Raw genomic sequence first — 13,732 nt, 5'->3', positions numbered from 1 at the left:
TGCCACGCGTTAGAAATGCGCAGGGTTATTTCCCGCCCGAAGTAACGTGCAGTGAATGTCGAGAACTGGAAGAGGCACCAATGAGCGGAAGCCCAAGGCTGAGCCCGTGCGGAGCCGGACGGAATGCGAGCAGTTCATGGACCCGACGACGTGCCGCAAGACGGCGCAGACATTGGCATTGGGGGCGCCTTTGATTTTCATGCGTTTTTCCGGTTAGGCGCTTTTAGGCCCGACAAGGCCTTGCCTTGCGGCCCTAAATATTAATTCCGATAAAACAATGGCTTAGTGTCTACCCTACGCTATCGAAGCAGAGGGTGTCTCCGGACGAGGTGAATCGAAGATGAGAGGTCCCTTCACCGGCGGCGCCAGTTCACCCCGTCGTTAGGCGCTCCGACTGGTTGACGGAATGGGGTTGTCGGCCGCGATGCTCGGCAAGATCCGCTTTGCGTACAGTGACACGGGAAAATTGAAGGTGCCGCGCAAGTTGATGCCCTCGATATGAGTTGGGGCGATTCGCCGGAGTTGCTCGGCCGCGATCGGCTGCCCCCGGGTAGCTTCGATGTTCTCCAGGGCTCGTTGCATGTGGGTGGTATTCCAGGCCATCAAGATGTTCGAGAGCAGGGTCAACGCCGACGACACTGCCGCGAGCGATTCCTGGCGCCGAGCTAGCTCCACCGGAATGCGACCGATGTGAATTGCGCGTTGCACGGTATGCACGGCTTCTCCCCGATTCAGGGCATGTTGCAACTCCGACCGGAAAGAGGCATTGGTGAAGTAGTCGATCAGAAAAATACTTCTGAATAGGCGGCCGATGTGAACGCCGCCATCGTACACAGCCTGCCCTCGAGCAGCTGATCCGAATCTGGCAATCGCTTCGACCGCCGTGCATTGGCCAGAGCGAATTGATGCGGCGATCCTCACGAATTCGTCCCACACGTCAACGATGAGACCGAGTCGGACGTCGCGATCCGTGACCCCTGCGAGCCGCGCCGGCACCACCTGACTGCGAGGCACGTGCAGACGTCGGTCACGAAGGTGTGACAGGCGAGGGCATAAATCAAAGCCAAGTGCCCGGGACACGCCCATCGCGAAATCGGTGTAACCGTGCGTATCGACGGCGAGTTGAGCGATGTCCTTGGTTGCGCTTTGCCGGACGACGCCCTCGATTGCTGCGCCTGCTTGTCGCTCATTCAGGATGATGGGCTGGTCGTAGAAAATGCCCCAACGATCCAGCACATGCGTGTACATCCCGATGGATGCCGTACGGCGACGAGGGTCTGCACGTGCTCGCCAAATCGTCCGGGTTGTCTCCAGCGACATCATGTCAGACGATGCGAGATCGGCTCGGCCCCAGTGGGCGGCGATTGGGTGCTCGTGCATGAACTCGAGAACGGCGTCGGCGGCTGCACGCAGCATTCGTTCGTCCGCGAGACGCTTCATCATTTGGCGAATCGCTTCGGTTGACACCTCCGGGACCATCCGAGAAATATCAGCAGCCGTCAGCGAGGTCCCGTGAGCCAGTATCGCCGAATACACCATCAGTAACTCGGTGCGTGACCGCGGCTCGCGTCCGAGCAGGATCCAACTGAAGCGTGTCGCACTATCGATCTCGAGGATGATCTCGGGAAATTGGCCAGGCGGATGTGCTTCGAAGATCTGGCGGCGAAGTTGATCGGTTTGTGCGTCTGGATCCTGCGCAGCCAACGGGTCGAGGTGGACAGCAGTATCCACGCGGATCGAACCATTGACCACCGCATCGTCGAGTAGAGCAAGGCGCTTATCGAGCTGCTCAAGGATCGGCCCGAGAAATTCGTTCGGGTCTTGGGGCAGGCCGAGGTGTCCGTAGTGATTATTGCGCTTTGCCTGCCACTGCTCGGGCGAGATCAGCATATGCGACTGACTTCTGAACGAGAAGCTGTGGTTGATGAAAACCGAGCCGTTGCGCAGGGCGACACGGAGCGCAAAGAGGGTGGCCCACTCGAAAGCAACCATGGCCCGCAGCCGATCGTAACCATCGATCGCCTCGCGCCACGTGCGCCCAAGCCTGATATTGACCCCGTCGGGCAGGAGATAAGCGCGACGTCGATATAGCACACGTAGTAACGAGAGCGCATCGACTACAGGATGAGCACCCTCGGCCTCGAACGGCAGCTGCACGATCCGATTCAAAAGGTTACGGGCGTAGTACCGCTTTCGGACCAGGCACTGCCGGATCTGGCTCCGACGGCTGGTGGGATGCGGTTGCAAAACATCGTCTGCAAGCAGACAAAGCTTCTCCCCGAGCTGTTCGCGCGAGAGGGTTTCATCATTGGCAAGTGCTTTGACGGCAAGCGCGAACTCGCGGAGTTGATCCGCGGCCTTCATCCGCATCGCATCCACTTCGCGTGACGTGTCGTTGACAACCTTCAGTACCCATCGCCGGAGCATCTCGAGTACCTGATCAGTCGCAATACAGAGGGAATACCGCATGAAGCAGGCGGCTTCGATTCGTCGGCTTTGGGGTTCGATTCGCTTGCTGATCGATGGCGGACGGCTTGCACAACGGCGGGCGTAGTGGCGCACCATGGCATCGTTGCATTCAACCGGCCAACGCGTTGCCACCTCGTGCATCGTGAGCAAATTGACTTTGTCGAGGATCTCGCTCATCTGATGGGTCGAGTTGCGCAGCGGGACGGCCCACAGCCACCGCTGGAGACTTGAATGTTCTCCATGGGGCTGCGCCAGTACTCGCGCCCAACTCTCGAGTTTTTCCATACCGACGGCAGACTCGAGCGCGCCATGCAGTTGCCCCTCAATGTCGCGTACGGCCTGGACGACAAACTGCCTGAGCATGCGCTCCGGTGGTATCACGATGCGATGGTCGTAGAACCAACGTTTGAGATCGTTCGTCAACTGGCCGCGTTCGGGGCGGCCGGTGAGTTGTTCTTTGAGCCAACGGATGACATACCGACGTTGATGTTCCGCGACGGCTCGAAAATTGATGGCATCCCGAGCAAAGCGCTGGTGGTCGGATAAGGTCTTGAGGTTGCCATCGTAAAGTGAACGTAAAGTGCCAAGGTCTGGCGGCTTCACATTCAGCTGTCGTCCAAGATGTCGCCAGAGAACCGTGGGAATCTGCTTGTACGAGCCGAGCGGCCGACCGGTCATGCGAAGAAAACCGATGTGCAACGCGACTGCGAGCCGAAAGAGATCGGTGCGTCGTGAATCAATGGCAACACGCTCGCGCTTGGAGAACGTGAAGAATGTGGCGAGCTCGAACTCGCTCAGCTCGCGCGGCACCTGCCGGATCCCGAGATAAGCCAATCGCCAGTGGTCCATCAGCCACTCCGCATCGATGACGAGAGCGGCCCAGCGTAGCGAGGTAAAAAATGAGGTGCTACGGGGAAAGTCGGGATGGCGGCTGCAGGTGTCGATCGCCTAAGAATGGTGTCGGAACGAAAACGAGCCGATGCGCTCACGCTGCGCGAGCTGTCGTCTTTGAGACTAGGTGGCGTACATAAGCAAGGAGCTTGCTCGACCTAGAATTCTCTTGCGACCCTAAAAAATCGCTAGTTCACCTTATGTCAAATATAAGATAGCGAAACCCACGTTTCGATCGTGACTGCGGTCCCCGGCCAGGCATCATAAGCCCCCACACGCTATTTCCACGCCCGCTCGACGTCGGCATAATAGCGCGCGCCGCGCAATCGAACCCGACTGCGCCGGCGATCTGAACCTGTAGCATTCGTAGTCCTGGAGCAGCCATGCGTGACGTCATCGACGGTTTTCTGCGCTTTCAGCGCGACATCTACCCGCAACGTGTCGAGCTTTTCAAGCAACTCGCGACGTCACAGAACCCCAAAGCGCTGTTCGTCACGTGTTCGGACAGCCGCGTCGTGCCCGAGCTGCTCACGCAACGCGAGCCTGGGGAACTGTTCGTGATTCGCAACGCGGGCAATATCGTGCCGTCGTACGGCCCCGAACCCGGCGGTGTATCGGCCACGGTCGAATACGCGGTTGCCGTGCTCGGCGTCCGCGACATTGTGATCTGCGGCCATTCCGATTGCGGCGCAATGGGCGCGATTTCGCGCTGTACCTGCCTCGACAATCTGCCGGCCGTCGCGAACTGGCTGCGCCACGCCGATGCCGCGAAGGTCATCAACGCAGCGCATGAATACGATACGCCGCGCGCGAAGCTCGATGGCCTCGTCCGCGAAAACGTCATCGCGCAACTTGCCAACCTCCGTACCCATCCGTCGGTCGCGCTCGCGCTCGAGCAAGGGCGCATGAACCTGCACGGCTGGGTCTACGACATCGAGACGGGAGGCATCGACGCGCTCGACGGCGCCACCCGAAGCTTTGTCTCGCTGGCGGAGTCGCCCACGGTGGTCGCCGTGGACTCGCGCAATCGCGGCAGCATCTAGTCCACCCGTCCGGCGCGTATCGGCCGGCACGATGCCACATGTGCCGGTACCTTGCCCGCCATTCGTGCCCGCGATCGAACGGCGCGGTGCTTCCTGCAGCGCGTCGCCCGACGCGACTCTGGCGCATGCCCTCGTCTGCATCCGTCCGACCGACTCTCTCGTATGTCTTAGCAGCACGATCCTACGGGCTATCGCCATGCACAACGTCCAGCTTGTCAGCCGCCGATTGCCCGATCGACTGCGTTCGGCAGTGCTATATTCGGCACGATATTCACGCCGAGGCGATCCACGCCCCTTCCCCCGCATGAACGACACGCCGGATAGTGCCGAGCGCTTTGGCTCGTCAGCCCCTTCGCACGATGGCGACGCCGATGCCGCGCGTCGTGCGCATCTGAATCAAGTCATGCTGCAGGTCGCGCGAGGCGATCAGGCGGCGTTCGCCGAGCTGTACCGGCTGACGTCGTCACGCGTTTTCGGTATCGTCATCCGCATGCTCCACGATCAGGGTGAGGCGGAGGATCTGCTCCAGGAGGTCTACGCCACCGCGTGGCGCCGCGCCGATACATTCGACCCCGTACGCGGTGGAGCAATGACCTGGCTCATCGCGCTGGCGCGCAACCGGACGATCGATCGGTTGCGGCAGCATCGCGAGGTGCCGCTTGACGAGGAACAGGTGCTCGACCTTCCCGACGAGGCCCCGACGCCCGCCGCGCTGGCGGAAGCAAGCCAGGAGCGGCAGCGCCTCGAGCGCTGCCTGGAATGGCTCGAGCCGCCCCAGCGCCGCGCAGTGCGTGAAGCCTTTTTCAGCGGTGCGACCTACAGTGAGTTGGCGGTGCGACTGCGTGTACCGCTTGGAACCATGAAAAGCTGGATCCGGCGTAGCCTGATGCAGTTGAAGGAATGTCTGGAGCAATGAATACGCCGGCCGATCACGATCCTGAACTGCGTTGCGCGGAATACGCTCTCGGTTTGCTCGACGCCGACGCGCGTCGCGCACTCGAGCATGCCGTCGATGCCGACCCGGCGTTGAAATCCACGCTCGAGCGCTGGCAGCGCCGTCTAGCTCCTCTTGCCGAAGACATTGCGCCCGTCGAGCCGCCCGGTCACGTCTGGACACGGATTCAGCGGGATGTCGGGTTCCTCCTTAGATCGTCCGCACGCGGCGCAGCGCCGACGGGTGGCTGGTGGAATAGCGTGAACCTGTGGCGCTGGGTCGGCATTAGCGCGAGCGCTGCCGCGCTGGGACTGCTTGCGATCAATTTGGTATGGGTTCGGGAAGCGTCACAGCGTACAACCGCCGTCGAAAGCAACTACATGGTGGCTACCATTTCCCGCTCGGATGGTGTCGCGCACTGGACTGCCACGGTTGATCTACCGCGCGCCCGGATGGTCGTAGTGCCGGCCGACAAGCCGACGATTGCCGTGAACCGCTCGACAGAGCTCTGGCTGATTCCACCGAACGCGAAACCGATTTCTCTCGGTGTCTTCCCGCCCGACGCGCCCGCGTCAATGACGCTGCCGCCCGCGGTCGTCGCGCAACTCAGCGCACGCGCGGTGCTTGCCGTGTCGATCGAGCCGAGCGGCGGCTCGCCGACTGGTCAACCAACCGGCCCGGTGCTCGCTACCGGCACGTTACACGCCGCGTAACGAGCACTGCCCCTTTGCGCCGACCGCCCGGAGCGCTTGCCGCAAGCGCGGCAAGCGTACATCACGCGGCTGAATCGCATCCATCCGGCCTCCGGCTCCGTATATGACGATTATCCCGTCCACGGAGCCCGCATGCCTGCCGCCGCCGTCGCCCTCGCCGCTTTCGTCGGACTGATACTCGCGTTCACGGCCGTGTGGATCGTTCAGCTGCGCTCGCGCAACGCCGGCATGATCGACCCGGTCTGGGCCGCGACGCTCGGCGGCGTGGCCGTGCTCGCCGCCGGATTCGGCACCGGCGCGGAATTGAACCGCGCGCTCGTCGCACTGGGCGGCGGCCTTTGGGGGCTGCGGCTCGCGCGGCACCTGTGGCACCGCAATCACGGGCAGCCGGAAGATGTGCGCTACCGGCAATTTCGCCTGCAATGGGGCGATGCGGCCGCGCGCAACCTGTTCTGGCTGTTCCAGTTGCAGGCGCTGATCTCGATGGCGCTGTCCGTTGCGTTCTTCGTCCCCGCCTACAGCGCGGCAGCCCCGTCCCGGTTCGCGCTTGCCGCCGCGGTCGCGATCTGGTTCGCCGCCGTGGCAGGAGAGACGGCCGCCGATCGCCAGCTCAAGCGCTTCCTGGCCGATCCCGGCCAACGCGGCCAGGTCTGCCGGGCCGGCTGGTGGCGCTATTCGCGACACCCCAACTACTTTTTCGAATGCCTGCACTGGTTTGCCTACACGGTCCTGGCGATCGGCATGCCGTGGGGCGCGCTGGCCCTGCTGCCGCCGTTCCTGATGGCATGGCTGCTGCTCAGGGTGTCCGGCTTGCCGCTGCTCGAAGCCCGCCTCGTCGACACCCGCCCGGGCTATCGCGAATACATGCGCACGACCAGCGCGCTGATCCCGTGGCCGCCCGCGCGGGCCGCGCCCCCTTCCCGCACCGGACCGGATCGTCCCGAAGACAGGAGCACGCGATCATGACCGCTACCGCCTCGCAACCGTCGCCTGCCGGGATTGCCGCGCCCGGCGACACCTGGCTGATCCGCTGCTGTGAGCGCGGCTGGCTGCCGGATCCGCTGATCCGCGCCGGGATGCGTGCGCTGATGCGACAACGCCTGCGCGACGAACACGCCGACGACGGCGAGCGGCGCGCGATGGCCCACGACACGCTGCTGCGCGAACTGCGCGCGAGCCCGATCGCGGTCGAGACGCAAGCGGCCAACACGCAGCATTACGAGGTGCCCGGTGCCTTCTTCGAAGCCCATCTCGGCCCCCGGCTGAAATATTCGTGCGGCTATTACCCGGGCGGCGACGAGACGCTCGCGCAGGCGGAGGACGCGATGCTCGGCTTGACCGCACGGCGTGCCGAACTCGCGGACGGACAGCGCATCCTCGATCTCGGCTGCGGCTGGGGCTCCCTGGCGCTGTGGCTGGCGGAGCGCTATCCCCGCGCACGGATCGTCGGCCTGTCGAATTCGCACGGTCAACGCGGTTTCATCGAGCAGTGCGCAGCCCGCCGCGGGCTGACCAACCTGCGGATCGTCACGGGCAACGTGGCCGAATTCGATTTCGCCTCCGGCGAAGCGGGGTTCGACCGCGTGCTGTCGATCGAGATGTTCGAGCACATGAAGAACTACGGGCAGTTGCTGTCGAAAATCGCCCGCTGGATGCCCGACGACGGCAAGCTCTTCGTGCACCTGTTCGCGCACCGGCTCCTCGCCTATCACTTCACGGCGCGCGACGGGTCCGACTGGATGTCACGCCACTTCTTCACCGGCGGCACGATGCCGTCCGCCGATCTGCTGCTGCACTTCCAGGACGACGTGCGCATCGCCCGCCAGTGGTGGCTCGACGGCACGCACTATGCCCGCACGGCCAACCAGTGGCTCGCGTCGCTCGATGCCGCGCGCGGCCGGGTCATGCCGATGCTCGAAGCGGTCTACGGCGCCGACGCGCGCGTCGGATTCCAGCGCTGGCGGATGTTCTACATGGCGGTCGCCGAATTGTTCGGCTATGCCGGCGGCCAGGAATGGGGTGTCGCCCATTACCTGTTCGACAAACGGCCGGCGCGCAGATGAGGTGCTTCATGCCGTATCGCATCGTCCGCCGCGTCGCCGTCCTGCTCGCGCCGGGTCTCGCGCTCGCCGCCGCCGGCTGCCCCGGCACGCCCCCGAACCCGAACCCGCGCGCCGCCGTGCCGCTGTCGACCGTGCCCGTCGACCTGCCGCGCTACATGGGCCGCTGGTACGTGATCGCCAACATCCCGTATCTCGCGGAACGCGATTACGTCGGCAGCCGGGCCGAGTGGACGCTGCGCGCGGACGGCCGGATCGACGACGCATTCGTCGGCCGGAAAGGCGGCTTCGACCAGCCCGAGAAACGCTACCGCTTCGTCGATTCCGTGACACCGGGCAGCGCAGGCGGCGAATGGCGCGTGCGATTGTTCTGGCCGGTGTACGTCACGCAATTGACGCTCTACGTCGATCCCGGCTATCGCTACACGATCCTCGGCTACCCGGGCAAGACGCTCGGCTGGATCTTCTCGCGCACGCCGACGATGGAGGACGCGACGTACCGCGCGCTGCTCGCCCGGCTCGACGCGATGGGCTACGACACGTCGCGCTTCAGGCGCGTGCCGCAAACACCCGGGCAGATCGGCCAGCCGGGCTTCGCATCGCCGGGCGAGCGCGACTGACCGGGCCCCGCGCATCCGCCGCCCGCTTTGCTCCGTATCTGGTGAAAAGCCGCTACCGAGACCACTCACGCGCCTGCTGGAGACCCATCGCGATGCATCCGCACCCCACTGCCTCGCCGCCCGGGCGGCGGATCGCCGTCGTCGGCGCCGGCATCGCCGGCCTGGCGAGCGCTTACCTGCTCGCCCGCCGTCACCGCGTGACGCTGTTCGAGGCGGCCGACTACCTCGGCGGCCATACCCACACCGTCGATATCGAACTCGACGGCGCGAGCCATCCGGTCGATACCGGGTTCCTCGTCTTCAACGAGCGGACCTATCCGAACCTGATCGCGCTGCTCGACGAAATCGGCGTGGCTGCGCATCCGAGCGACATGTCGTTCTCGGTTTCGGTCGACGGCGGCCGGCTCGAATGGGCCGGCAGCAACCTCAACACGGTGTTCGCGCAACGCCGCAACCTGTTCTCGCCGTCGTTCCTCGGCATGCTGCGCGACATCCTGCGCTTCAACGCATCCGCGCAGCGTCACCTCGAAACGGCGCACCGCCAGCGTCTGTCGGTCGGCGAGCTGCTCGCCGCGGGCGGCTACGGCACATCGTTCCAGGAGCACTACCTGCTGCCGATGGCGGCCGCGATCTGGTCGAGCAACGCCGACGACATCCTGCGGTTTCCGGCGGCGACGTTCCTGCGCTTCTGCCTGAACCATGCGCTGCTGCAGGTCAACGACCGCCCGCCCTGGCGCACGATCGCCGGTGGCGCGCGGCGGTACGTCGAGCGCATTGCCGCGACGCTCGACGACGTCCGCGTGAACACGCCGGTTCGCACGATTCTGCGCGACGAACACGGCGTCACGGTGGCGACCGACGCGGCCGGCCATGAGCGGTTCGACGCCGTCGTGCTCGCGTGCCACGCGCCGACCAGCCTGCGGCTGCTCGCGGACGCCAGCGACGCCGAGCGCGGCGTGCTGGGCGCCGTGCGCTACCGGCACAACGTCGCGGTGCTGCATACCGATACGGCGTTGCTGCCGCGCCGGCGGCGCGTCTGGTCGGCGTGGAACTACCTGAGCCGCCGTACCGCGCCGGCCGCCGGCGGTGCATCGCCCGTGTGCGTCAGCTACCTGATCAACCAGCTGCAGCCGCTGCCATTCCGCACGCCGGTCGTCGTCACGCTGAATCCGGTCGACGCGCCCGCGCCCGGCACGCAGCTCGGTAGCTACGATTACGAGCATCCGCTGCTCGATCTCGCCGCCGTCGATGCTCAGCAACGCCTGCCCGCGCTGCAGGGGCGGCGCCGCACGTGGTTCGCGGGTGCGTGGACCGGCTACGGCTTTCACGAGGACGGCCTGAAATCCGCATTGCGCGTGGTCGACGATTTCGGCGTGAAGCCGGCCTGGGCCACGTCATGAATGCGCCGTTCGCACGCGACGGCAGCGCCGCGCGGCTTCTCGTCGGGTACGTGACGCACGAACGGCTACGGCCCGTGCGCCACGCGTTCACGTATCCGCTCTTCCAGGTCTGCTGCGACGTCGAGCGGCTCCACGAGATCGACGGCCGCTGGTTCGGCATCGACCGCTGGCGGCCGCTCGGCCTCGCGTCGCGCGACTACGGCCCGCGCGACGGCCGGCCACTTGCACCGTGGATGCGTGCCCGCCTCGCCGAAGCCGGCATTCCGGCCGATGGCCCGATCTGGCTGCAGACGATTCCGCGCATGTTCGGCCACGCATTCAATCCGGTGAGCTTCTGGTACTGCTACGACCGTGCGGGCCGGCTCCGCGCGCTGTATGCCGATGTGCGCAACACATTCGGCGCGCACCACGGTTACCTGCTGAGCGCGCCGTGCCACGCGCCGATCGGCGGCGGCACCGTGCTCGTGTGCCGCAAGACGTTTCACGTATCGCCTTTCTGCGACGTCGTCGGGCATTACGCGTTTCGTGTGCGGCAGTGCGGAGACCGCCTGCTCGTCGCCATCGACTACCGCGACGACGGCGGCCTGCTGCTGCGTACCGCGCTCGGCATGCGGGCCCAACCGCTGACCGCCGCGCGCGCGTGGCGCGCGCTCACGCGGCAGCCGCTCAATGCGCTCGCCGTCGTCGTCCGCATCCATTGGCAAGCGCTGCGGCTCTGGCTCAAGCGCGTGCCGTTCCACGGCAGGACGCCCCCGGCCCAGCCGCCCTCCGGGGACGCGCCCGCGTCCCCGCCCGTGCAGGCCTCGCCGCCATGCAGTCCAGCGATGTCCGATCACGAGGTCCGCCCATGACCCTGCTGCATCTGCTCTCGTGCGCGTCGCAACCGGCGATGCCGCTCTCGCCCCGGCTGTTCGTCGCGCTGCTGCGACGCCTCCGGCACGGGCACCTGACGCTCGTGACGCCCGACGGTGCGCAACACGTATTCGGCGATCCGCATCGCCAGCCGGCCGCGACACTACAGATCCACGACTGGCGGGCGTGCCGCGCGATCCTGCGTGCGGGCGACATCGGGTTCGCCGAGGCGTACCGCGCATGCCGGGTCGACACCCCCGACCTCGTCACGCTGCTGCGCCTGGCGATCCGCAACGAGCCGGCGATCGCGCAGACGCTCACGGGCGGCCGCCTCGCCCGCGTCTGGTATGCACTGCGCCACCGGCTGCGGATGAATACGCGCGCCGGCAGCCGCCGCAACATCCACGCGCACTACGATCTCGGCAACCGCTTCTACGGACTGTGGCTCGACGACACGTGGACGTATTCGAGCGCCTGTTTCGACGGCGACGAGCAGCGCCCGCTCGCCGATGCGCAGGCGGCGAAATACCAGCGCATCGTCGAGTCGCTCGGCCTGCGCGCCGGCATGCACGTGCTCGAGATCGGCTGCGGCTGGGGCGGCTTCGCGATGCACGCCGCACGCCAGGGCATCCGCGTGCATGCGCTGACGATCTCGGGCGCGCAATACGTGCTGGCGGTCGAGCGGATCGCACGCGCGGGGCTGTCCGATCTCGTGACGGTCGAGTTGCGCGACTACCGCGATATCGACGGACAATACGATGCGATCGTGTCGATCGAAATGTTCGAAGCCGTGGGCGAAGCATTCTGGCCGGTGTATTTCGACACGCTCAGGCAGCGCCTGAAGGTGGGCGCGCGGGCGCTGATTCAGTCGATCACGATCGACGATTCGCAGTTCGAGGCCTACCGCGCGTCGAGCGACTTCATCCGCGAGTTCATCTTTCCGGGCGGCATGCTGCCGAGCCCCGGACGCTTTATCGAGGCGGCGCGCCGCGCGGGTCTCGCCGCCGAACCCGTGCTCGCGTTCGGACTCGACTATGCACGCACCCTGCGCGCCTGGCGGGCCGCGTTCGAGGATCACCTCGACGCCGTGCGTGCACAAGGGTTCGACGACACCTTCATCCGCACCTGGCGCCTGTATCTCGCCTATTGCGAAGCGGGGTTCGCCGAGCGACGCACGGACGTGATGCATTTTGTCGTCTCGTCGGGAGACCGACATGGCGCGTAGACTTGCGATCGTCGTGGCCGTGGCAGCGTTCGCCACGACACAGGTGGCGAGAGCCGGTTGTGTCGACGACGTGGCGCCGGCGCGTCTGATCGGGTCCGGCCGATTCTGCGTACTTGGTATCTGCCTGTATGACGCGCAGCTTTGGGCACCCCGCGCGCCCGCGGCATTCGACACGCCGTTCGCCCTCTCGCTCACATACCGCCACGACGTGAAAGGCGAACGGCTCGTCTCCACCGGCATGAGCGAGATCGAGCGTCTCGCCCCTGCGCCGCTGCCCGCAGCGACCCGTGACGCATGGCGCGCCGACATCGCGCGCGCCTTCACCGACGTGCTGCGCGGCGATGTGCTCTGCGGCGTTTACCTGCCGGGCCAGGGCGCACGCTTCTACACGAACGGCCGCCTCACGGCCGATGTTGCCGATCCGGACTTCGCGCGCGCGTTCTTCGACATCTGGCTCGATCCGCGCACCCGTGCGGGATCGCTTCGCCGCCAGTTGCTCGGCGACCCGGGCGGTTGACGACGAGATGAGAGAGCCCGCGAAGACCACCGCCGTCATGTCGGGCGCGTGTCGGCCCATGATTCGTTCCGCTGCGGCCGAGACTGCCGCCTATCTCGCGCTGTCGCAAGCCGGCTGGTTCGTCTGCGTGCTGAGTGCAGCGCACGGGCGCGGCTGGATCGGTACGCTGTGTGCGGGTCTGCTTGCGGGCGCCCACCTTCTGCGCGCCCGTGCCCACGCCCGCGAAGCTGCATTGATGGCGATCGTCACAGCGCTCGGCTGGAGCTGGGACGCCGTGCCCGTTGCGACGGGCTGGTTGCGCTACCCGAACGGCGTCCTGCTGGAGGGCGCAGCGCCATACTGGATCGCGGGTCTGTGGGTGCTATTTTCCACGCAGCTGAACGTCTCCCTTCGCTGGCTGCGCGAGCGCTGGCTGACTGCCGCGTTGCTCGGCGCCGTCGCCGGCCCGCTCTCGTTTCGTGCAGGCGCGACTCTCGGCGCCGTACAAATCGCAAGCCCGGCCGCTTGGGTACTGCTCGGGTGCGGCTGGGGGATATTGCTACCCTCGGCCGTCTGGTTGGCTCGCCGTCTGGACGGCACGCGCCATGAACCTTAGCTAACGCTAGACATCAGCGCTCGCGCACCTCCAACCAAACGACCAACGCGCTGACCTTTCCTCGTTTTTACGTACCTCCAGTCATGTGGCGAAGAACGCCACCTTTTCGATAGCACACGGCATCTCCGAAAACTTGCGATGCTCGCGCCCAATCTCCCGAAAGGAAATGCATCCGCAAAGAGGCTTCTACCGTAATTAGTTGCACTGTCGTCCCGACAGCATAATCCTAGGAGCACGCGATGAAAGCGCAAACAGCTATGGCGACAATCCTCGTTGGCCTGGCATGCAGCACCGCTGCGCACGCGGGGCAAGGTTCAGGAAATGCACATGGCGCTGCAACGGCTGGCATGACCTATCAGGGTGATCCCGTTTCGGGTCCGACCAGCCCTTGGCCCGTTCACCCACGCATGGCG

The 13,732-nt window shown here is 65.5% G+C and carries 12 protein-coding genes; 11 read left to right on the top strand and 1 reads right to left on the bottom strand.

Annotated elements, in window-relative coordinates:
* Window positions 1-381: 381 nt before the first annotated feature.
* Window positions 382-3,318: a Tn3-like element ISBusp1 family transposase gene (locus BCEP18194_RS00345; RefSeq protein ID WP_011349284.1), complete on the bottom strand. Its 2,937-nt coding sequence runs from the start codon at window positions 3,316-3,318 to the stop codon at window positions 382-384.
* A gap of 425 nt (window positions 3,319-3,743) precedes the next feature.
* Here BCEP18194_RS00345 and BCEP18194_RS00340 point away from each other — a divergent pair, with 425 nt between their 5' ends.
* The 11 genes from BCEP18194_RS00340 to BCEP18194_RS00290 all read left to right on the top strand — a co-directional run bounded on the left by BCEP18194_RS00340 (window position 3,744) and on the right by BCEP18194_RS00290 (window position 13,319).
* Complete coding sequence (locus BCEP18194_RS00340) at window positions 3,744-4,403, top strand: carbonic anhydrase (protein ID WP_011349283.1); 660 nt, start codon at window positions 3,744-3,746, stop codon at window positions 4,401-4,403.
* 304 nt (window positions 4,404-4,707) lie between these two features.
* Entirely contained in the window at window positions 4,708-5,319 is a 612-nt protein-coding gene (locus BCEP18194_RS00335; RefSeq protein ID WP_011349282.1) for a sigma-70 family RNA polymerase sigma factor, read from the top strand.
* Window positions 5,316-6,050: an anti-sigma factor gene (locus tag BCEP18194_RS00330; RefSeq protein ID WP_011349281.1), complete on the top strand. Its 735-nt coding sequence runs from the start codon at window positions 5,316-5,318 to the stop codon at window positions 6,048-6,050. The genes BCEP18194_RS00335 and BCEP18194_RS00330 overlap by 4 nt, the downstream gene beginning before the upstream one ends.
* A gap of 132 nt (window positions 6,051-6,182) precedes the next feature.
* On the top strand, window positions 6,183-7,016 hold the full coding sequence (locus BCEP18194_RS00325) for a DUF1295 domain-containing protein (RefSeq protein ID WP_011349280.1): 834 nt from the start codon (window positions 6,183-6,185) through the stop codon (window positions 7,014-7,016).
* A complete protein-coding gene (locus tag BCEP18194_RS00320) occupies window positions 7,013-8,113 on the top strand; it encodes an SAM-dependent methyltransferase (protein WP_011349279.1) in 1,101 nt (366 codons plus the stop codon). Before BCEP18194_RS00325 ends, BCEP18194_RS00320 begins: the two co-directional genes overlap by 4 nt.
* Before the next feature lie 8 nt (window positions 8,114-8,121).
* Complete coding sequence (locus tag BCEP18194_RS00315) at window positions 8,122-8,730, top strand: lipocalin family protein (protein WP_011349278.1); 609 nt, start codon at window positions 8,122-8,124, stop codon at window positions 8,728-8,730.
* Between the two features lie 92 nt (window positions 8,731-8,822).
* Window positions 8,823-10,130 carry an NAD(P)/FAD-dependent oxidoreductase gene (locus BCEP18194_RS00310; protein WP_011349277.1) on the top strand — a complete coding sequence of 436 codons (1,308 nt, stop codon included), beginning with the start codon at window positions 8,823-8,825 and terminating at the stop codon, window positions 10,128-10,130.
* Window positions 10,127-10,981, top strand: coding sequence for a DUF1365 domain-containing protein (locus BCEP18194_RS00305; protein WP_011349276.1), 855 nt, complete (start codon window positions 10,127-10,129; stop codon window positions 10,979-10,981). Before BCEP18194_RS00310 ends, BCEP18194_RS00305 begins: the two co-directional genes overlap by 4 nt.
* On the top strand, window positions 10,978-12,207 hold the full coding sequence (locus BCEP18194_RS00300; RefSeq protein ID WP_011349275.1) for an SAM-dependent methyltransferase: 1,230 nt from the start codon (window positions 10,978-10,980) through the stop codon (window positions 12,205-12,207). The genes BCEP18194_RS00305 and BCEP18194_RS00300 overlap by 4 nt, the downstream gene beginning before the upstream one ends.
* On the top strand, window positions 12,197-12,724 hold the full coding sequence (locus BCEP18194_RS00295; protein WP_011349274.1) for a chalcone isomerase family protein: 528 nt from the start codon (window positions 12,197-12,199) through the stop codon (window positions 12,722-12,724). The genes BCEP18194_RS00300 and BCEP18194_RS00295 overlap by 11 nt, the downstream gene beginning before the upstream one ends.
* A gap of 58 nt (window positions 12,725-12,782) precedes the next feature.
* Entirely contained in the window at window positions 12,783-13,319 is a 537-nt protein-coding gene (locus tag BCEP18194_RS00290) for a DUF2878 domain-containing protein (RefSeq protein ID WP_063712408.1), read from the top strand.
* The last annotated feature ends 413 nt before the right edge of the window (window positions 13,320-13,732 follow it).

This window comes from Burkholderia lata, assembly GCF_000012945.1.
In the GTDB taxonomy this organism is placed as follows: domain Bacteria; phylum Pseudomonadota; class Gammaproteobacteria; order Burkholderiales; family Burkholderiaceae; genus Burkholderia; species Burkholderia lata.
This window is presented reverse-complemented; position numbering and strand designations above follow the sequence as displayed.